The sequence below is a fragment of the Erwinia sp. AC075 genome, assembly GCF_979253995.1.
The window spans coordinates 4068907-4088652 of the sequence record NZ_CEEDEU010000001.1 but is presented as its reverse complement, the minus strand read 5'-3'; the positions used below and the strand labels follow the sequence as shown (position 1 = coordinate 4088652).

Annotated in this window: 18 protein-coding genes and 1 pseudogene; 7 read left to right on the top strand and 12 right to left on the bottom strand. The window is 58.3% G+C overall.

Annotated features, from left to right (window positions below; translation table 11 throughout):
- Nucleotides 1-142: 142 nt before the first annotated feature.
- From AC0IXH_RS19140 to AC0IXH_RS19115, 6 genes are all read left to right on the top strand, one after another.
- The gene (locus tag AC0IXH_RS19140) at nt 143-1393 is read left to right on the top strand and encodes an extracellular solute-binding protein (protein ID WP_134822971.1); all 1251 of its coding nucleotides are present in this window, start codon (nt 143-145) and stop codon (nt 1391-1393) included.
- Between the two features lie 9 nt (nt 1394-1402).
- Nucleotides 1403-2311: a carbohydrate ABC transporter permease gene (locus AC0IXH_RS19135; RefSeq protein WP_134822972.1), complete on the top strand. Its 909-nt coding sequence runs from the start codon at nt 1403-1405 to the stop codon at nt 2309-2311.
- Nucleotides 2301-3140, top strand: a complete 840-nt coding sequence (locus AC0IXH_RS19130) for a carbohydrate ABC transporter permease (RefSeq protein WP_471720855.1) — start codon at nt 2301-2303, stop codon at nt 3138-3140. The genes AC0IXH_RS19135 and AC0IXH_RS19130 overlap by 11 nt, the downstream gene beginning before the upstream one ends.
- A 32-nt stretch (nt 3141-3172) precedes the next feature.
- Nucleotides 3173-4255: an ABC transporter ATP-binding protein gene (locus tag AC0IXH_RS19125; protein ID WP_471720854.1), complete on the top strand. Its 1083-nt coding sequence runs from the start codon at nt 3173-3175 to the stop codon at nt 4253-4255.
- A 145-nt stretch (nt 4256-4400) separates the two neighbouring features.
- Nucleotides 4401-5003, top strand: coding sequence for an alpha/beta hydrolase (locus tag AC0IXH_RS19120; protein WP_471720853.1), 603 nt, complete (start codon nt 4401-4403; stop codon nt 5001-5003).
- 258 nt (nt 5004-5261) lie between these two features.
- Complete coding sequence (locus AC0IXH_RS19115; RefSeq protein ID WP_013204338.1) at nt 5262-5483, top strand: YdgH/BhsA/McbA-like domain containing protein; 222 nt, start codon at nt 5262-5264, stop codon at nt 5481-5483.
- A gap of 61 nt (nt 5484-5544) precedes the next feature.
- Here the strand turns inward: AC0IXH_RS19115 and kdpD are convergent, their stop codons facing one another.
- The 9 genes and pseudogenes from kdpD to AC0IXH_RS19070 all read right to left on the bottom strand — a co-directional run bounded on the left by kdpD (nt 5545) and on the right by AC0IXH_RS19070 (nt 15969).
- On the bottom strand, nt 5545-8214 hold the full coding sequence (kdpD, locus tag AC0IXH_RS19110) for a two-component system sensor histidine kinase KdpD (protein ID WP_134822975.1): 2670 nt from the start codon (nt 8212-8214) through the stop codon (nt 5545-5547).
- Between the two features lie 29 nt (nt 8215-8243).
- Nucleotides 8244-8813, bottom strand: coding sequence for a potassium-transporting ATPase subunit KdpC (kdpC, locus tag AC0IXH_RS19105; protein WP_013204340.1), 570 nt, complete (start codon nt 8811-8813; stop codon nt 8244-8246).
- 12 nt (nt 8814-8825) lie between these two features.
- A complete protein-coding gene (gene kdpB / locus AC0IXH_RS19100) occupies nt 8826-10874 on the bottom strand; it encodes a potassium-transporting ATPase subunit KdpB (protein WP_013204341.1) in 2049 nt (682 codons plus the stop codon).
- An 18-nt stretch (nt 10875-10892) separates the two neighbouring features.
- Nucleotides 10893-12578, bottom strand: a complete 1686-nt coding sequence (gene kdpA / locus AC0IXH_RS19095; protein WP_013204342.1) for a potassium-transporting ATPase subunit KdpA — start codon at nt 12576-12578, stop codon at nt 10893-10895.
- Complete coding sequence (gene kdpF / locus AC0IXH_RS19090) at nt 12578-12667, bottom strand: K(+)-transporting ATPase subunit F (protein WP_082267203.1); 90 nt, start codon at nt 12665-12667, stop codon at nt 12578-12580. The genes kdpA and kdpF overlap by 1 nt, the downstream gene beginning before the upstream one ends.
- Before the next feature lie 122 nt (nt 12668-12789).
- A complete protein-coding gene (gene nadS / locus AC0IXH_RS19085) occupies nt 12790-13074 on the bottom strand; it encodes a NadS family protein (RefSeq protein WP_013204343.1) in 285 nt (94 codons plus the stop codon).
- 1 nt (nt 13075) lies between these two features.
- Nucleotides 13076-13189, bottom strand: a pseudogene (locus tag AC0IXH_RS19080) (type II toxin-antitoxin system RelE/ParE family toxin); the annotation flags it as partial.
- 269 nt (nt 13190-13458) lie between these two features.
- Nucleotides 13459-14688, bottom strand: a complete 1230-nt coding sequence (locus tag AC0IXH_RS19075) for an MFS transporter (RefSeq protein WP_225309871.1) — start codon at nt 14686-14688, stop codon at nt 13459-13461.
- Nucleotides 14689-15063: 375 nt separating this feature from the next.
- The gene (locus AC0IXH_RS19070; protein ID WP_013204345.1) at nt 15064-15969 is read right to left on the bottom strand and encodes a GntR family transcriptional regulator; all 906 of its coding nucleotides are present in this window, start codon (nt 15967-15969) and stop codon (nt 15064-15066) included.
- A 136-nt stretch (nt 15970-16105) separates the two neighbouring features.
- On the opposite strand from AC0IXH_RS19070, the gene AC0IXH_RS19065 reads away from it, so the two are divergent.
- Complete coding sequence (locus AC0IXH_RS19065; protein ID WP_151036330.1) at nt 16106-17128, top strand: zinc-binding alcohol dehydrogenase family protein; 1023 nt, start codon at nt 16106-16108, stop codon at nt 17126-17128.
- 49 nt (nt 17129-17177) lie between these two features.
- Here AC0IXH_RS19065 and AC0IXH_RS19060 read toward each other — a convergent pair whose 3' ends face one another.
- The 3 genes from AC0IXH_RS19060 to AC0IXH_RS19050 all read right to left on the bottom strand — a co-directional run bounded on the left by AC0IXH_RS19060 (nt 17178) and on the right by AC0IXH_RS19050 (nt 19744).
- Nucleotides 17178-17573: a polyketide cyclase gene (locus AC0IXH_RS19060; protein WP_105760420.1), complete on the bottom strand. Its 396-nt coding sequence runs from the start codon at nt 17571-17573 to the stop codon at nt 17178-17180.
- Nucleotides 17574-17738: 165 nt separating this feature from the next.
- The gene (locus AC0IXH_RS19055) at nt 17739-18650 is read right to left on the bottom strand and encodes a LysR family transcriptional regulator (protein WP_151036329.1); all 912 of its coding nucleotides are present in this window, start codon (nt 18648-18650) and stop codon (nt 17739-17741) included.
- A gap of 2 nt (nt 18651-18652) precedes the next feature.
- Entirely contained in the window at nt 18653-19744 is a 1092-nt protein-coding gene (locus tag AC0IXH_RS19050; RefSeq protein ID WP_471720852.1) for a dipeptidase, read from the bottom strand.
- Between the last annotated feature and the right edge of the window lie 2 nt (nt 19745-19746).

Here is a 19746-nt window from a genome sequence, read left to right as displayed (position 1 = left end):
TCCCGCCAACTGTAAGAAATAAAATAAGAAAGTGCTCGTAATTATCGCCTGGCCCCTTTAGTTTACAAGGGCGCCAGGCGTTTTACCGTTGTTAAAAAAGATTGACCAATCGCTTTTCATTTACTGTAACTGGAGAGTTTGTATGACGCGTCGATTCACCCCCCGTTTGACCGGTTATGTCCTCACCCTGCTGGCACTCAGCGCCTCCGGGATGGCCTCTGCAAAAACCCAAATTAATGCCTTATTTATGTCTCAGGCCGCCTACAGCGAAAGCGACGTGCGTGCCATGACCACTGATTTTGAAAAAGCCCATCCCGACGTCAGCGTTAATCTTGAATTTGTCCCTTATGAAGCGCTGCACGATAAAATCGTCGCCGCACGCGGTGCGGGCAGCAATGGTTATGACGTGGTGTTATTTGACGATATGTGGCCCGCTGAATTCAGCAAATTCAATATGCTGAAAGATATCACCAGTAAAATTACCCCGGATGAAAAGGCAAAAGTCTTTGATGGCGCCTGGAGTACCGTCAGCTGGAATAACAAACAGTGGGGAATGCCGTGGATCCTCGATACCAAATACCTTTATTACAATAAAGCGATGCTGGCGAAAGCCGGAATTAAAGAGCCGCCAAAAACCTGGGCACAGGTGATGGAGCAGTCGCAGATCCTGAAAGAGAAAGGCATCGTGAAATATCCGCTGGTGTGGAGCTGGTCGCAGGCCGAAGCGCTGGTCTGTGATTACACCACGCTGGTTTCCGCTTTCGGTGGTCAATTCTATAAAGATGGCAAGCTGACCTTCAGCGATGCCGGATCGGTTAAAGCCGTCGATTATATGAAAACCTCGCTGGATAAAGGGGTCACTAACCCGAACTCCCGCGAATATCTGGAAGAGGATGTGCGTAAGGTGTTCTCTAACGGCGATGCGGCGTTTGCCCTGAACTGGACCTATATGTACAACATGGCCAACGATCCGAAGCAGAGCAAAGTGGCCGGTGACGTTGGGATTGTGCCTGCACCGTCTGAAAAAGCGGGTGCGGTGGCGGCGATGAATGGCTCGATGGGCCTGGGCGTGACCCAGACCAGCAGCCACCCGGATCAGTCCTGGGATTACATTCGCTACCTGACGTCTCAGCCGGTGCAGGATAAATATGCCCGTCTGAGCCTGCCAATCTGGAAATCCTCTTATGACGATCCGGCGGTGCAGAAAGGCCAGGAGCCGTTAATTACTGCCGCCAAACCGGCGCTGGACGTGATGCTGATGCGCCCAATTACCGCCGATTATTCCCGCCTCTCCAACACCCTGCAGCAACAGCTGCAACAGGTATTGCAGGGACAGGTCACGCCGGAAGCGGGTATGGCAGCCGTGACGAAAAGCGCTCAGCGTCTGCATTAAGGAGTCGCGATGCTCAGTTTGTCACAACGTGAGCAGCGTCAGGCATGGGTGCTTCTGGCACCCATGCTGATCGTTATGGGGCTGTTGACCGCCTGGCCCCTGCTGCGAACCATCTGGCTCAGCTTTACCGACGCCGCGCTGATCGGCACCGGTGGCGAAATCAATTACGTGGGTATCGAGAACTATCTCTATGCCCTCACCGATCCCGACTTCCTTGCCTCTATCCTGCGTACGCTCTATTTCACCGTGGTGTCGGTGGCGCTGGAAGGGATTATTGGCGTGCTGGTCGCCTTGCTGCTCAATCAAAAGTTTTATGGCCGAAGCGTGCTGCGCGTGCTGGTGATTTTGCCGTGGGCGCTGCCGACCATCGTTAACGCCATGATGTGGCGACTGAATTTCAATCCTGACTACGGCAGCATTAACGCCCTGCTGACCCAGCTGGGCATTATTGACGGCTACCGCAGCTGGCTGGGTTCACCGGATTCCGCGCTGAATGCGGTGATGCTGGCGGACGTCTGGAAAAACTACCCGCTGGTCACCCTGATGACGCTGGCCGCAATGCAGTCGATTCCGGACGATCTGTTTGAAGCCGCCCGGCTGGATGGCGCGTCGGCCTTTCGCCGCTTCCGCGCCATTACCTTCCCGGCCATCGTCGGGCCGCTCAGCGTGGCGCTAATCCTGCGCACCATCGATGCCTTTAAAATCTTCGACATCATCTATGTGATGACGCGCGGTGGGCCGGTCGACAGCACCAAAACCCTCAGCTTCTTCGTCTATCAGGAGTCGTTCAGCTATCTCCGTGCCGGCAGCGGTGCAGCCTACGCCATTCTGATGACGCTGATGTGCAGCATCCTGATTGCCCTTTATATGGCGATGCTCTATCGCCAACGCCGCAGGAGCGTAGTCAATGAAGCGTAAACTCCGGCTGGTTCTGCGTTATCTGGCCGCGCTGCTGGTTGCGGTCAGCATCCTTGGCCCGATGCTGTGGCTGTTCCTGATGAGCGTCAGCTCGAATAACGATCTGGCGCGCATTCCGCTGGAGTGGTTACCGCGCAAATGGGATTTCAGTCGCTACGCGGCGTTGGTGTCACTTGAGCCCGGTCAGCCGGGGGCGTTATTCCTGCACGCGCTGGGCAACAGTATTCTGGTGGCCACCAGCGCCACGCTGATTTCGCTGCTGTTGGCGATCCCGGCGGCATTCAGCTTTTCCCGCTATCCGGGCCGTGACGGCTGGTTGTTTGGCAGCCTGGCGATTTATATGGTGCCGCCGGTGGCCTTCGTGCTGCCGCTCTATTTCGTGCTGCAACAGCTCAATCTGCTGAACACCCACTTTGGCCTGGTGCTGGTTTACTGCTCGCTGATCCTGCCGTTTCTCACCTGGATGCTAAAAAACCAGTTTGATGCCCTGCCAAGGGACATCGAACAGGCGGCGCGTCTGGATGGGCTGCGCTTCTGGCAGGTACTGCTGCGCATCACGCTGCCGCTGGCGAAACCGGTGCTGGGCGCCTCGGCGCTGTTTGGCTGGCTGCTGGCCTGGGATGAATTCTTTTACGCCTTGCTGTTTACCAGCAATATCAGTGCCCAGACGCTGCCCGTGACCATTGCGGGCTTTACCGCAGGCCGCGCCACCGATGACGGGCTGATTGCCGCCGTCGGCATTCTGGCCTCGGTTCCGCCGTTGTTTATTGCCATCTGGCTGCAAAAAAGCCTGGTTAACGGGTTGGCCAGTGGCGGCAGTAAAGGCTAGCCGTCGCCCTTTTATGGAGAGAACGCTGAATTATGGCTCGTGTTGAACTGGTGAAAGTGGCCAAGCGCTACGGTAAACAAACGGTGCTCAGCCCGCTGGATTTAACCATTCCGGACGGCAGCTTTACCGTGCTGGTCGGCCCGTCAGGCTGTGGCAAATCCACGCTGCTCAGGCTGCTGGCCGGGCTGGATACGCTGTCAGAAGGGGCGATCCTGCTGGATGCCAAACAGATCAACGATCTGGATCCGGCGGATCGCGATATTGCGATGGTTTTTCAAAGCTACGCGCTCTATCCCCACCTGACGGTGGCGGAAAACCTCGGCTTCCATATGAAGGTCAAGCGGGTCAAACGCGAAGAGCAGGAGAGCAAAATTGCCCGCGTGGCGGAGATCCTCGGCATCAGCAAACTGTTAAACCGCTTTCCCCGTGCGCTGTCTGGCGGCCAGCGCCAGCGCGTGGCAATGGGTCGGGCGATGGTGCGCAACCCGCAGGTTTTCCTGTTTGATGAGCCGCTGTCCAACCTCGATGCCCAGCTGCGCATGGAGCTGCGGGCGGAAATCAAAGCGCTGCATCAGCGATTCAAAACCACCATGGTGTATGTCACGCACGATCAGGTTGAGGCGATGACGCTGGCAGACCAGATAGTGGTGATGCGGGATGGCGTTATCGTCCAGCAGGGCAAACCGCTGGAGATATATGACTTTCCGGTGAACACCTTTGTGGCCCGCTTTATCGGCTCGCCGCCGATGAACCTGCTTGAGGGCCAGCTGGACATCAAGCAAGGTCAACCGGGCGTGCTGTGCAATGGCTTGAGGTTTACCCTGCCTGCGCGCTGGCATGACGCCGCCAGCCGTCAGGGAAACAAACCGGTGCTGGTGGGTGTGCGCGCGCAGGATTTCATCCTCGATCCCGCGTCGGCGCAGCCAACCGCCATCGTCAAACTGATCGAAGTGACCGGCGAATCAAGCCTGCTGCACATTGACTGGCAGGGCTTTTCCTTACATGTGCAGTTCGCGGGACGGGTCGATGCCCAGCCGGAACAGGCCATTGCGCTGGCCATCAACAGTGAAAAAATGCACCTGTTCGATGCGGAGAGCGGCAACCGCCTCAGTTAAACCGATAATGAGCGTTCACTGGATTGTTTCCAAACTGGAAAGAGTTTTTACGATTTTTCCGGGATAATAATCCCGCTAAAACCGGTGTAGCCTTGTGGTCAAAGCAACATCAACATCCGACGACAACAGAGATAACGAGGCTAAGATGGCAACAGGACTGGTAATTTTACTGCACGGCGTTGGCAGCAACGGAGAGGATTTGGCCGGTCTTGGCGCCCACTGGTCTGGCGATTTGCCGGGCGTGAGCTTTGCCAGCCCCAATGCCCCTTTCCGTTTTGACCATGGGCCTGGCTATCAGTGGTTCAGCCTGAACGGCATCACCCCGGATAATCGCCCGGCACGCGTGGAAGCCGCGCGCGACGCCTTCGACCGGCAGCTCAGCGCAATCCTGGCCGAACATCAGATGGAAAATCAGCTGGATAAAGTGGTGCTGGTGGGCTTTTCGCAGGGCTCGATTATGGGGCTGGACGCGATTGTTTCTGGCCGCTGGCCCGTCGCCGGACTGGTCTCTTTCTCCGGTCGACTCGCCTCACCAATGCCGTATCATCCGGCGGTGAATACGCCAGTGCTGATGATCCATGGCATGGCAGACAGCGTGATCCCTTATGGCGAAACGGAAACCGCCGCCGCCGCGCTGCGCGAAGCCGGCGTTACCGTCAGCACCCAATTTGATGCTTCCATTGGCCACACCATTTCCGGCCAGGGCGCACGTTCAGCGGCCGAATTTATCGCCCGCTGCCTGGCTTAAGCCTGCAAAACGGTTGGAATTTGCGCTGGCACAGCGCAGTCTCAACAGAAAAGCTCCTGCGGGAGCTTTTTTATTGCCTTTATATTCATTCACTTAATACATCCCTTCCGCCCGCGCCACCTAACCCTGCAAAGAAAGTGTGATTAAGATCGCACTTATTGTTAATCGACTAATAATTACCAGGGTTATTATTACACCCATCGAAGGCACACAGTCTTCACCTGCAAAACATGCAAACCATAAAGAAGGATTTTAACCATGAAAACCATCAAAACGCTGTCTGTCGCCGCTATTGCCGCCCTGTCACTGGTATCTTTCGGTAGCTTCGCTGCCCAGAGCATCTCCGCACACGGTGCAACCCTTGACGGCGCACAGGCCAAAATCGAAGCTCAGGCGAAAGCATCCGGCGCTGATTCTTACAAAATCACCAGTGCCCGTGCAGATAACGGCGTGTATATGACCGCTGAACTGTACAAATAAGGAATGGTGCATAAGGACGTGCCAGAAGAAGCTGCCTCCGGGCGGCTTTTTTTGTGCCTGCTCACTGGTACTCTTCAATCACCGGCGGCTCTTTGACCGGCAGGGTGATAATAAAGCGCGCACCGCCTTCCGCCCGGTTCTCGGCGCGAATTTTGCCCTCGTGAATGCTGACGATGGCCTGACAGATGGCCAGGCCCAGCCCGACGCCCGGCACCGCCGACTCTTTGTTGCCACGCGAAAACTTCTCAAAAATCTGCGTTTCCTGGCCGCCAGGAATGCCCGGCCCGCTATCCCATACCTCAATTTCCAGTCGCTGCGCCTGCACACCGGCGCGAATGCCTATCTGCGCATCGTCACCGGCATATTTCAGCGCGTTCTCCAGCAGGTTAGTCAGCACCCGCTCCATTAGCGGCCCGTCAACGTGGATCAACAGCATCTCCTCCGGTAACGTCAGCGCCACTTTCCTGTTGCCCAGCGATGGAGCCATCATCTTCAGCGTGCTGCCGATCAACTCTTCCAGCGCCATCCACTCAGCACGCAGGCTAAATCCGCCGGACTGCAGGCGAGCCATATCCAGCAGATTGTTGACCAGCCGGATAGTATTCAGCGTTTGCTCGCGCATCTCGCTGGCCTGGATGGCGTGTTTTGAGCCTTCCGTCGCCAGATCCAGCGTCAGGATCTCCGCCTGGCCAAACAACACCGTCAGCGGCGTGCGCAAATCGTGCGACAACGCCGACAGCAGCGCATTGCGTAGCTGCTCGCGCTCCGCAGCCAGACGGGAAACCGCTTCGCGCTGGCTCAGGGCAATACGCTCCAGCGCGTTGGCAATCAGCACCGTAAAGGTTTCCACCAGCCGCTGCTGTTCCGGGATCATCAGCTGACGCAGATTCAGCGGCTCCAGCACCAGCAGGCCCAGGGTCTCATTCCCGCTTTTCAGCGGCAGGATCTGCCAGGGCACGCCCGGCAAGGTGTCGGTGCCGGCACCGGCGGGCTGGCCTTTATCGAAGCTCCAGCGCGCGATGGCGTTATCCGGCACGTTATTCAGCCGCGACTCGCCAACCGCCACCAGTTCGCCCTGCTCGTCCGGCAACAGCAGTTCGCTGCGGGCCTGCAACGTGGTGTCCAGACTTCGCGGTAACGCCTGCGCAATGTCCTGCTGGCTGAGCGCGCGGCTCAGGGTCTTCGCCATCTCATACAGATGCCGCGCACGCTGTTCACGGTAACGGGCAACGCGGGCCTGATAGCGCACGCCCGCCGTCAGGTTGCCGACAATCACCCCCACCGCCAGCATCACGCCGAAGGTGACCAGATACTGCACATCCGACACCGCGATGGTACCGGTCGGCATCACAAACACCAGGTCAAAGGCGACAATATTCAGCACGGTAGCAACGACAGACGGCCAGCGACCATAGCGCAGCGCCACCACCACCACCGCCAGCAGATAGACCATCACCAGGTTCACGGAGTCGACGCCCGGCAGCAGCCAGCGCCCGGCCAGCGTTACCAGCGAACATAAAATCAGGCTGGCCAGGCAACCGCGCAACGGATTTCGCCATTTGTCGCCGCCGGGACGGTTATCGGCCAGCGCGCTGGCCGGTGCCGAAACCGGCTCATCCAGCGCGACAATCACCATATCCAGATCCGGGCCGAGTTTGCCCAGCCGTTCAGCAAAGCTGTCGCGCCGCCAGCGGCGGGCAGGCCGGCGACCGAGGATAATTTTGCCGAGGTTATGTTCACGTGCGTAACGCAGCACCGCGTTGGCATCGTCAGGATCGGAGAGCGTGGCGGTTTCCGCCCCTAAATCCTGCGCCAGCTGTAAGGTGCGCAGAATGCCCCGGCGTCGGGCTTCAGAAAGCCGGTGCAGCCGGGGCGTTTCAACGTAGACCGCGTGCCAGACGCTATCCAGCCGCGCCGCCAGCCGGGCTGCGGTACGCACCAGTTTTTCGCTGCCGGTGTTATCGCCAATGCACAGCAGGATTGCATCGCGCGTATGCCAGACTTTCTCCCGACCCTGGCTGTCCCGCCAGGCCCGCATCTGATCGTCAACCCGATCGGCGGTGCGGCGCAGCGCCAGTTCACGCAGGGCAAACAGGTTGCCCTTACGAAAGAAGTTCTCAATGGCGCGTTCGGCCCGGTCGCCAATATAGACCTTGCCCTCTTTCAGCCGTTGACGTAAATCGTCGGCCGGCAAATCCACCAGCACCACTTCGTCGGCCGCATCGAAAAAGGGATCCGGCACGGTTTCCCGCACGCGGATCCCGGTCACGCCGCCGACCACATCATTCAGGCTTTCCAGATGCTGAACGTTGACGGTGGTCATCACGTCCATCCCGGCGTCCAGCAGCTCTTCAATATCCTGCCAGCGTTTAGGATGCCGGGAGCCTGGCGCATTGGTGTGCGCCAGTTCGTCCATCAGGATCACCGCCGGATGACGCGCCAGTGCCGCATCCAGATCGAATTCCGGATGGCGGTTTTGTCCAGTCGCCTTACGCGGCAGAACCGTCAGGCCGTCCAGCAGCGCCGCCGTCTCCTCACGCCCATGGGTTTCCACCACGCCGACCAGCACCTCCAGCCCTTGCGCCCGCAGGCGACGCGCTTCCTGCAGCATCGCCCAGGTTTTCCCCACCCCGGCACAGGCACCGAAGTAGATTTTCAGCTTGCCGCGCCCGCTTTCCGTCGCCTGCAGCAGCAGGGAATCCGGGTCCGGTCGGTGCAGTTCATCGTTCATGGACGCTCCCTGTTAAAATCAAAAGTCAGTTATTGCAGTGCATCCAACGCCAGGTTCAGCGTCACCACGTTGACGCCAGGTTCGCCAATAAAGCCGGGGAATGGCGTATGGGTATTATCCTCAATCAGCCTTTTCACCTCTTCCAGCGGCAGCTGACGCGCCGCCGCCACGCGCGGTGCCTGCCAGAAGGCCGCTTCCGGTGAAATCTGCGGATCCAGGCCACTGCCCGATGCGGTCACCAAATCGACCGGCACCGCCGCGCTGGCCTGCGGATTGGCTTTACGCAATGCCGCCACCCGCTGTTTTACCGCGTCATCGAGCGCCGGGTTGCTGCCCGCCAGGTTGCTGCCCGACGACGCCAGCGGATTATAAGGTGAATCGCCGGTGGCGGAAGGACGGCCCCAAAAATAGTTCGGCTGCGTGAAGTTCTGCCCAATCAACGCCGATCCTTGCGTTTTCCCGTCAGTTATCAACAGTGAACCGTTGGCCTGCGACGGGAACCACCACTGGGCCAGCGTGGTGGTGAGTAAAGGATAAATCAGCCCGGTGATTAACGTTAGTAACAGCAGCAAAATCACCGCAGGACGTAATTGACTCATGATGTTCACTCCTTACAACCAACCGGTCAGGGTCAGTAACATATCGATCAGCTTGATGCCGGCAAACGGCACCAGCAGGCCACCAAAACCATAAATCCACAGATTACGACGCAGCAGCGCGGCGGCACTCAGCGGACGGTAGCTGACCCCGCGCAACGCCAGCGGGATCAGGAACACAATCACCAGCGCGTTAAAGATCACCGCCGACAGAATGGCGGAGTCCGGCGAGTGCAGGCGCATCACGTTCAGCGCATTCAGCTGCGGGTAGGTCACCGCAAACGCGGCCGGAATGATGGCGAAATACTTGGCCACGTCATTGGCGATACTGAAGGTGGTGAGCGATCCCCGCGTCATCAGCATCTGCTTACCGATGTGCACCACTTCCAGCAATTTGGTCGGGTTGGAATCCAGATCCACCATATTGCCCGCTTCTTTCGCCGCCTGGGTGCCCGAGTTCATCGCCACCGCCACGTCCGCCTGCGCCAGCGCCGGAGCATCGTTGGTACCATCGCCGGTCATCGCCACCAGTCGTCCTTCCGCCTGATACTGACGGATCAGCGCCAGCTTGGCTTCCGGTGTCGCTTCTGACAGAAAATCGTCCACGCCTGCTTCAGCGGCAATCGCCGCCGCCGTCAGCGGGTTATCGCCGGTGATCATGATGGTTTTGATGCCCATTTTGCGCAGCTCGGCAAAACGCTCTTTGATGCCGCCTTTCACAATGTCTTTCAGCGCCACCACGCCCATCACTTTGGCGCCATCACAGACCACTAACGGCGTGCCGCCGCTGCGAGCCACGTCCTCCACCAGCTTGTTCACTTCTGCCGGGAAGGTGCCGCCATTGCTGTCGATATGGCGGCGAACGGCGTCGACTGCCCCTTTCCGCACCATGCGATCCTGGACGTTAACGCCGCTCATTCGCGTCTGGGCCGAGAACGGAATAAAGGTCGCGCCCATGCTGTTGAGATCGCGCTCGCGCAGGTTAAATTTCTGCTTGGCCAGCACCACGATGCTGCGCCCCTCCGGCGTCTCATCGGCCAGCGACGCCAGCTGTGCTGCGTCGGCCAGCTGCTCTTCGCTGACGCCCGGCGCAGGCATAAACTGGGTGGCCTGGCGGTTGCCAAGGGTGATGGTGCCGGTTTTATCCAGCATCAGCACATCGACATCGCCCGCAGCTTCCACCGCACGCCCGCTGGTGGCGATGACGTTAGCGGCCAGCATCCGGCTCATCCCCGCCACGCCAATCGCGGACAGCAGGCCGCCTATGGTGGTCGGTATCAGGCAGACCAGGAGCGCCACCAGCACGGTAATACTGACCGGATTCCCGCCCCAGACCGTAAACGGATAGAGCGTGGCCGTCGCCAGCAGGAAGACGATGGTCAGCGCTACCAGCAGGATGGTCAGCGCGATTTCGTTCGGGGTTTTGCGCCTTGTTGCGCCTTCCACCATGGCGATCATCCGGTCGAGGAAGGTTTCGCCAGGGTTAACGCTGCACTGGATCACCAGCCAGTCCGAGAGGATGCGCGTCCCGCCGGTGACCGACGCAAAGTCGCCGCCCGATTCGCGGATCACCGGTGCAGATTCGCCGGTGATCGCGCTCTCATCGACGGATGCGCCGCCTTCCAGCACTTCGCCATCGCAGGGAATGATGTCACCGGCTTCCACCAGCACCACATCGCCTTTGCGCAGCGAATCTGCCGCGACCTGCTGATGTGCCGACCCGTATTTTGCCGCCGCCATTTTTTTGGCATAGCTGGTCTTCTGGATGCCTTTCAGGCTGTTGGCCTGCGCTTTACTGCGCCCTTCGGCCAGCGCTTCGGCAAAGTTTGCGAACAGCACGGTGAACCACAGCCACAGCGAAATCGCCCCGGTAAAGCCGGCGCTGCCCGGCGTTTTGCCTGCCAGCATGGCCAGCGCCAGCAGCGTGGTGAGCACGCTGCCCAGCCAGACAACAAACATCACCGGGTTGCGGAACTGCACGCGCGGGCTCATTTTTTTCAGGGCATCGCCCAGGGCAACCCTTATCAGCGCACCGTCAAACAGCGCCTGTTGATTACGACTCATGATCCTTCTCTCCGGCGATTAATGTGCAAACATGATCAGGTGTTCCGCCACTGGCCCCAGAGCCAGAGCAGGGATAAACGTCAGTGCGCCTACCAGCAGCACCGTGCCAATCAGCAGAGCGATAAACAGCACCCCGTGGGTCGGCAGCGTGCCGTTGCCCACCGGCTGCACTTTTTTCATCGCCAGCGATCCGGCAATCGCCATCACCGGAATGATGATGCCAAAGCGGCCGACCAGCATGCAGAACGCCAGCAGCAGGTTCCAGAACGGGGTATTGGCGCTCAGGCCGGCAAAGGCACTGCCGTTGTTGTTCGCGGCCGACGACACCGCATACAGCACTTCGCTGAAGCCGTGGATGCCGGGGTTGGCCATGCCGCTGCGTCCGGCGTCGGTCATCATCGCCAGTGCGGTGCCGAGCAGAACCAGCGTCGGCGTGATCAGGATCGCCAGCGCGGTCATTTTCATTTCCCAGACGTCGATTTTTTTGCCGAGGTACTCCGGGGTGCGACCGATCATCAGGCCGGCGATAAACACCGCCAGCAGGACAAACAGCAGCATGCCGTACAGCCCGGCACCGACGCCGCCAAACACCACTTCGCCAATCTGCATCAGCCACATCGGCACCATGCCGCCGAGCGCGGTGAAGGAGTCATGCATCGCGTTGACCGCGCCGCACGAGGCGGCGGTAGTGATCACCGCGAACAGGCTGGAGTTGAGAATGCCAAAGCGGGTCTCTTTGCCTTCCATATTGATGGCGCTGTCGGCACCCAGGCTGAGGAAGTGCGGATTGCCTTTCAGTTCGGCCCACATCACCACCACCACCGCGCCGATAAACATCAGCGACATCGCCCACAGCAGCGCATGGCCCTGACGGCGGTCTTTCACCACATCGCCAAAGGCGAAGCATAAAGCGGCCGGGATCAGGAATATCGCCAGCATCTGCACGACGTTGCTTAATGCTGTCGGGTTTTCAAACGGATGCGCCGAGTTAGCGTTAAAGAAACCGCCGCCGTTGGTGCCAAGCATTTTGATCGCTTCCTGCGAGGCCACCGGACCCATCGGCAGCGTCTGTTTCACCCCTTCCAGCGTGGTGAGATCCAGATAGCCGTTAACGTTTTGCAGCGTGCCCTGGCTGACAAAGAACAGCGCAATCAGCAGGGAAAGCGGCAGCAACACATACAGCGTGATGCGGGTCATATCCCGCCAGGCGTTGCCCAGCGTGCCCAGTGAGCGGTTAGCAAAGCCGCGGATCAGCGCGAAGGCCACCGCAATCCCGGTCGCTGCCGAAAGGAAGTTCTGCACGGTCAGGCCCACCATCTGGCTAAAGTAGCTGAGCGTGCTTTCGCCGGCATAGGCCTGCCAGTTGGTGTTGGTGACAAAGCTGACGGCGGTATTCAGCGCCAGATGCCAGCTGAGATTCGGCAGGTGCTGCGGGTTAAGCGGCAGGCTGGCCTGGGTCATCAGCATCACTGTCAGCAGGATCAGGCCGCCGAGGTTAAACAGCAGAATAGCGAGCAAGTAGCTGCGCCAGCTCATGGATTCAGCCGCCACGCCGCTGGCACGCCAGAGCAGACGTTCGAAGCCGGCAACGCCGGCAAGCGGACGATCGTCAATCAGGCGAGCAAGACCGCTACCCAGCGGACGGGCGAGGATCATCAACAGCAGCAGATAGCTGGCGATCAGTAAAAATGCGCTGGCGGCCATCAGAACGCCTCCGCATTAATCAGGGCATATACCAGATAGCCCAACAACAGGAACACCAGCACAATGCCGGTAATTAAGGCCATGCTCACAACACACCTCCAGAGGCGCTTTCGAAGGCCTCTATTGTTGCGAGCGGGGTGCAAAGTTGATGTAAAAATGCAGGGGCGGGGTGTAAAAAAAGTATAAAAAAAGGCTGGGGTGCCTATATTAATTACTGCGAGGCCAGTTCCCGAAAAAATGCGGGATTGGCATGAATAGCGGCCAACACTTTAGCCGCCAGACCGGTGGGATTACGCCTTTTACTTTCCCAGCTTTTAATTGTATCAACGCTGGTACCCAGAGCCCTGGCCATTTCACTTTGCGAAACGTTAAGCTGCTCCCGGATCGCCCTGACATCGGCAATCTCAAAGCGGGTAACATTGCCAGGCGCTTTATCGCCATTCCTGATATCCACAGCCTCTTCTAAAGACGCTTTAAGATCGTCAAAAATGTTCATATCACACCTCACTTTTCAATAATTTAGTTAACTTTTTCAGCTGGACTTTTTCCGCATCAGTCAGGCTAACCTTAACGTTTTTCGGATAGGCCATGACAAGATAAATAACCCTTTTTTTGGTTGACTACGTACACCTTTATGCCACCAAAGCCGCAGGTAAAAAGCGGCTTTTACCCTGTCAGGATATACGCCCGCGCGCAGTGTAGCGCACAATATCACCTTCCTTGCGTAGCACTTATTTAAACTTAAAACTGGATCTAAATTTTGTGCAAGCGGCTTGAAATCAGGTAGCAACTATCTGCATTTCCCCACAAATAATCATCCTGCCTGGAAATAAAAAAGGCAGCGCCTTTAAAGCGCTGCCTTTATTTACTGACTCAGTCGTTAGTCCACGGCATCGACAATCGGGTCGCGGACGATAAACAGATAAGAGAGCGCGCCGAGTACGGTGACGCAGGCACAGACCATTAACGCCATATTAAACGAGCCGGTTTTATCGAGGATAAAGCCGGTTAAAACCGGGGCGAACGAGGCGAAGATAAAGCTCGCGAAGTTCTGGATGCTGCCGACTGACGCCGTCATACGCGAGGTGACGTTCACGTGGATCAGGCCCCAGCAGGAGGTGCCGGCAAAGTGGATGCAGAACAGTGCCATACCGATCAGCACCACCGCCGCGTAAGTGGTGGTTGCCTGCACCACCACGGCGGTAAAGGCCGCGGAGAACAGCATACCGGCAACGATACAGATTTTACGGGTTTTGACCGGCTGCATGCCGCGGCGCACCAGCGCATCAACCACATAGCCATTCAGTAACATCCCTGCCGCACCGAACAGGAACGGGATCGCCGTCAGCCAGCCGGTCGCTTTCAAATCCAGATGATAGGTGGTTTGCAGGTAGCCCGGCAGCCAGGCCAGATACAGCCACGCGGTGTAGTTGATGCCGCTGAAGCCAATCATCATGCCCCACATGGTGCGGTTCTTGAACAGGCCGCGCCACTCTTTCATGCTCATCGGCTCTTTGCGTGCGACGACGCTGCCGGCTTCCAGATAGTTCACTTCTTCTTTGGTCAGCGTTTTGTTATCGCGGTTGCGGTACAGCATGTACCAGCCGGCAGAGAGGAAGATGCCCAGCAGTCCGATCGTAACGAACATGCCGCGCCAGCCCATGGTCAGCATCATCGCCGCCAGAATCGGTGGGCTGATCGCCAGGCCAATCATCGAGGCGGCGTTAAAGAAGCCCATCGGCATCCCGCGCTCTTTGATATTGAACCAGTCGTTGATCACCTTGACGCCGCACGGGTTCATCGGCGCTTCGCCAATCCCCAGGCCAATACGCACCAGAATAAACTGGGTGAAGCTCTGCACCAGCCCGGACAGGGCCTGGAAGCAGGACCAGACGAACATGCCGATCCCCAGCATAATGCGCGGGCCTTTACGGTCCAGCAGCGTGCCGCAAGGCAGCTGGGCGATACCATACGCCAGTGAGAAGGCCGACAACAGCATGCCGATTTCGGTGGCGCTCAGCCCCATATCGCCACGGATGGTCATGTTAGCCACCGAAAGCGAGCTGCGGTCGAGGTAGTTGATCACGGCGGCGAGGAACAGCAGGATCATCGCGGTGGTTTGCACGCGTTTGATGCGTGCTGAACGTACCAGTTTGCCGTGCGCCGGGACGATTTCTACCGTCTCTTTGTCAGAGCCAAGTTGATGGCCGCTGCCAGTCACAATCGGGCTGTTTTCCATAAAGCATTCCCCAGTGTCAGGTGTTCTTGTAATCCGCGCTCGGCGGTGAAGATGTCCTGCTCAGAGTAAATGCCCTGTTAATTACCTGGGGTAATCATGTTGCGGTTCCGTGCTACAGATTGGGCTTTGCCGTTTTTTATTGGTTTTTTATACCTAAGCCCCGGCGCAAAGCGAGATCCCAGTCACTTTATCCGCCCGCACGGAGGTGTGCATAACGCCGTACAGGCATCAACACACCCGGCTTCGTCAGTCGCTGTACTGCTTGATCGAGCGGATCATCGACTGTTTCGCGGTGGTCAGATGGCGGTGTAATTCACAGCTCGCCTCAACGTCATTGCGGCTGATGATCGCGGTGAGGATCGCCATATGCTCCTCCAGCGCGACGATATTGCGCTGCTTTAAATCGCTTTCATCCCACTGATAATGCGAATGGAAAATCACCGAAATGATCTCCAGCGACTGGTCAATAAACGGGTTATCCGCCGCGGAGAGGATCAGCTGATGCATTTCGCGATCCAGCTGGGCAAACATCCGGTAACTGCTGGCGATGGTGTCGCGCATCTCGCGGTGGCGGCTGAGCAGGTCACGCGCTTTTATCCAGCGTTCATCATCGGCAGGAAGATTGAGAAAACGGTTCAGGGCGTGCGTCTCCAGCATTTCCCGCAGCTCAAACAGTTTTTCCGCATAGCGCCGGTCGAACTTCTTCATCAGCCAGTGGCCGCGACGGGTGCTTTCAATCAGGTTATAGCGGCTGAAGCGCAGCAAAAACTCCCTTACCACTACCGGACTGACCCCCACCTGCTGCGCCAGCTGCAGTTCGGTAAAGCTTTCGCCGGCTGACAAGGTCTTCTGGTTGATCATCTGGAAAAACGCCTGCTCGAACTGGCGGGCCTGTTCATCCAGCGAGGTGCTGACCGCATCAAAGCCGTCGTCCTGGCTGGGCTGACGCACGATCAGATACTGGTCTTCCACCTTATCCAGCACGCCACGTTCATGCAGATGCGCCAGCGTATGGCGAACCGTGGTGCGGCTGACGTTAAACATCTCCGCCAATGCTGCCTGCGGTGGCAACGGCGAGCGGATATGCTGGCTGGCGATGCCTTCCAGCATCTGATTGACCACGTTGTGGCGAAGGTTTTGCGTGCGGCTCATGGCTTCTCCTGATTTTTATCCATTAAAAACCAATTCAGGCCCGATAAAGGCGCGTTCAGTCACAAATCCGGTTGTGCACCCTGCGCGGCGGCCCGGTTTTATTCCATAACTCAGGCCAGACAACGGAGAAAAACCCATGACCATGATGACCACGCTGGTGATCCAGCAGCCGAAAGAGATGTCCTACCAGCAGCGCGCGAAACCCCATGCCGCGCCGGGTGAAGCCCTGCTGAAGATTGTGACTGCCGGCATCTGCGGCACCGATATCCATGCCTGGGCAGGTAATCAGCCCTTCTTCAGTTATCCCCGCGTACTCGGCCACGAGCTGTGCGGTGAGGTTGTGGCGCTGGGTGCCGGCGCACACCGCTTCCGCGTCGGTCAGAAAGTCTCGGTGATCCCTTACCTCTCCTGCGGCAGCTGTGGCGCCTGCGAAAGCGGCAAAACCAACTGCTGCGAGAAAATTTCGGTGATTGGTGTCCATCAGGACGGCGGTTTTTGTGACTACCTCAGCGTGCCGGAAAGTAATCTGCTGGATGTCACCGGCGTCGATGCGGAAGCTGCGGCATTAATCGAACCCTTTGCCATCAGTGCTCATGCCGTTCGCCGTGCGGCGATTCAGCCCGACGAAAGCGTGCTGGTGGTCGGTGCCGGTCCGATCGGGCTGGGCGTGGCCGCCATCGCCAATGCCGCCGGCGCGCGGGTGGTGGTGGCCGATACCAGCCCGTTCCGCCGCTCCCATGTCGAAAAAAATCTGGCGCTGCCGGCGCTGGATGCCGCCGCAGGCGATTTCGAACAGCAGCTGCGGGCACAGTTCTCCGGCCGCCTGCCGGGCAAGGTGATTGATGCCACCGGCAACCCGCACGCCATGAACAACTGCGTCTCGCTGATTGCCCACGGCGGCAGCATCGTGTTTGTCGGTCTGCACAAAGGCGACATCCAGATCCCGGATACCGATTTCCATAAGAAAGAGACCACGCTGATGGGCAGCCGCAATGCCACTCAGGAAGATTTTGAGAAGGTCGCGCAGTTAATGGCCGCAGGCAAAATCAGTGCAGAGATGATGTTGAATAAACGCTTTGCGTTTGCCGATCTGGCGGAGGTGTTTGAAGCGGACGTGATTAACAATCGGGAATTAATCAAAGGTGTGATTCATTTCTGAGAGCATTGCTGACAGCGCGGGGAGAACGGCGGTTCCCCCGCGTTGCCGGTCAGGTGGTTAACAGCGTATGCAGCGCCTGCAAATCCCGCTTTACCCACTCAATATCCTGCGCAAACTTCTCTTCAGACATCAGTGACTGTCGGAACACGGTGATAAACACCGTTGCCCCGGCTTCATTCCCCACCACGCGCATCGGCACATACACTTCCTTGCCAAAACCGCTATCGACGTAATGATCCATCACGCCCCAGGGGTTGTGCTCGGTAAAACGCAGTTTCACCACGCCGTTCGGGCCGTTGGCTTTCCAGTGCGTGCTTTCCCTGACCAGCGATGACTGGCTAAGGCCGGAGGCCCACTTCGGGAAGAATTCGGGTTTCCAGATGGTTTCGTACAGGTCTACCCAGTTACGGGGGATGGTCACATTGACGGTTTGCGATGGCAGCACAGCTCCTCCTGCATCTTTTTAAGCGACAGCAGATTTAAGCACCCGCAGCGGGAGAGAGAAAGCGGCAGAGCGCCGATCTGTTAACTCCATCGGACATTCGTTGACGGCTGCGGCAAAAACCGCCAATCGTTTGCGCAGCGCGGCGCAGTTCGGTCAGATGCCGGCTCAGTGTTCGGCGTGAATTTGCGCCTCACACTGGCGCGCCAGCTCCCACAGCCTGGTGCGGATCACCTGCTTAAGTTGCAGCGTCGACTGCGATTGTGGCCGGTCGCGGCGGCTGATCAGCATCACCTCAAACGGTAACGGCTGGGCGATCGGCAACACCCGCAGCTGATCGGCATAGCGGCGGCCGGTAAACAGGTCGACAATCCCCACGCCACCGCCGGCCAGCACCATATCGGCGATCACCGAATAGGTCTTGATATACAGCGAATTGGCCGGTTGCAGCGCCTTATCCCGCAGCGCACGGTGCAGCACATGGCCCAGCGGATCTTCCTGCTGCATCATCAGCAAATTGTTCTGGCATAGCCATTCGAGCGTGACCGCCGAGGTCTGCTCTGAATCCGCCGGCAACAGGGCCACCATTGACGAGTGAAACAGCGGCTCTGATACCAGTTCTCCCGGCACCTGCTGACCAAACACCAGCGCAAAATCAAGCCGATCCTCCAGCAAGTTCTGGCACAGTGTACTGAAATGCTCGGTCACCAGGTCGACGTTGACGAAGCCGTTTTGTCGGCGATATTCCACCATCGCCGGGGCGAGGATCATCTGGCCAAAAGCATGGGCCGCGCCCACCCGCACCGTCTGGCCTTCACCGCGTCGCAGCTGCTCCGTTAACACGCCGATCGCCTGCAGACGGCCATACAGCTCGCGGATCTCCGGGATCAACCGTTGCGCCTCCAGCGTCGGGATCATTCCCTGGCTGTGCCGTTCAAACAGGGTAAAGCCGAGCTGTTGCTCGGCATGGTTCAGCACCCGACTGACGTTCGGCTGTGAGACGTTAAGCTGCCGCGCCGCCGCACTGATGCTGCCGGCCTCCACAATCGCCTGGAAAACCTCAATATGGCGCAGGCGCATGGTTATTCACCCCAGGTGGCTTCCAGCACGCGGATCCAGTTGCCGTAGCAAATTTTTTCCAGCAATGGCCGGTCGTAGCCGTGCTCGCTTAACGCCCTGACCAGCAACGGCAATCCCGCCACGTCTTTCATGTCCGGTGGCAGCGTGGTGCCGTCAAAATCCGATCCAAAACCGACGTTATCTTCACCTACCTTTTCAACCAGATAATCCACGTGGCGGACGATTTCCAGCACCGTGGCATCGTCGGCTTTTTTACCGTCGCCGCGCAGGAAGCTGGTGCCAAAATTCACCCCGACAAAGCCGTTGGTTTCGCGGATGGCCGCCAGCTGGCGATCGGTCAGATTACGCGACTGTGGGCACAACGCATGGGCGTTGGAATGGCTGGCCACCAGCGGCGCGTCGCTGATTTTCGCCGTTTGCCAGAAGCCCTTCTCATCCATGTGCGACAAATCCACCATGATGCGCTTCTGATTACAGGCGCGAACCAGCCTTAATCCCGCGTCCGTCAGGCCGTTGCCGATATCCGGCGATGAAGGGAAACGGAACGGCACGCCGTCACCAAAAATATTTGGCCGGCTCCACAGCGGGCCCAGCGTGCGCAAACCGGCGGCATACAGCACCTCCAGCAACGCCAGGTCTTCATCCAGCGCTTCTGCTCCCTCGATGTGCATCACCATGGCGATTGCACTGTCCTGCATGCATTGACGAATATCTTTCGCCGTGCGGCAGATGCGTGCCGCGCCGCCCGACTGCTGCTCAATGCGCAATAAGGTGGCAATCATCGACAGGGTGATTTCCAGCGCCTCTTCCCGCGATGGCGTCGGTTCTATCTCATTGTATTCCGGCACCGATCGGTTTTTTCTGACAGCTGGCGCGCTTCTTGCACTGGATCCAGCCGAAGGCACATACGCCGCGAATAAACCGCCTGCAAAACCGCCCTGCTTCATGCGTGGCAGGTCCATCTGGCCCGCAGCCGGACCGTTGAGAAAAGCGGAAGCGGGATCGTCCTGATGGGACAGCCACAGGCGCATCAGGAGATCGTTATGGCCGTCAAAGACGGGCACGGTCACGGCATCAGAACGCAGTTGTTGCATGG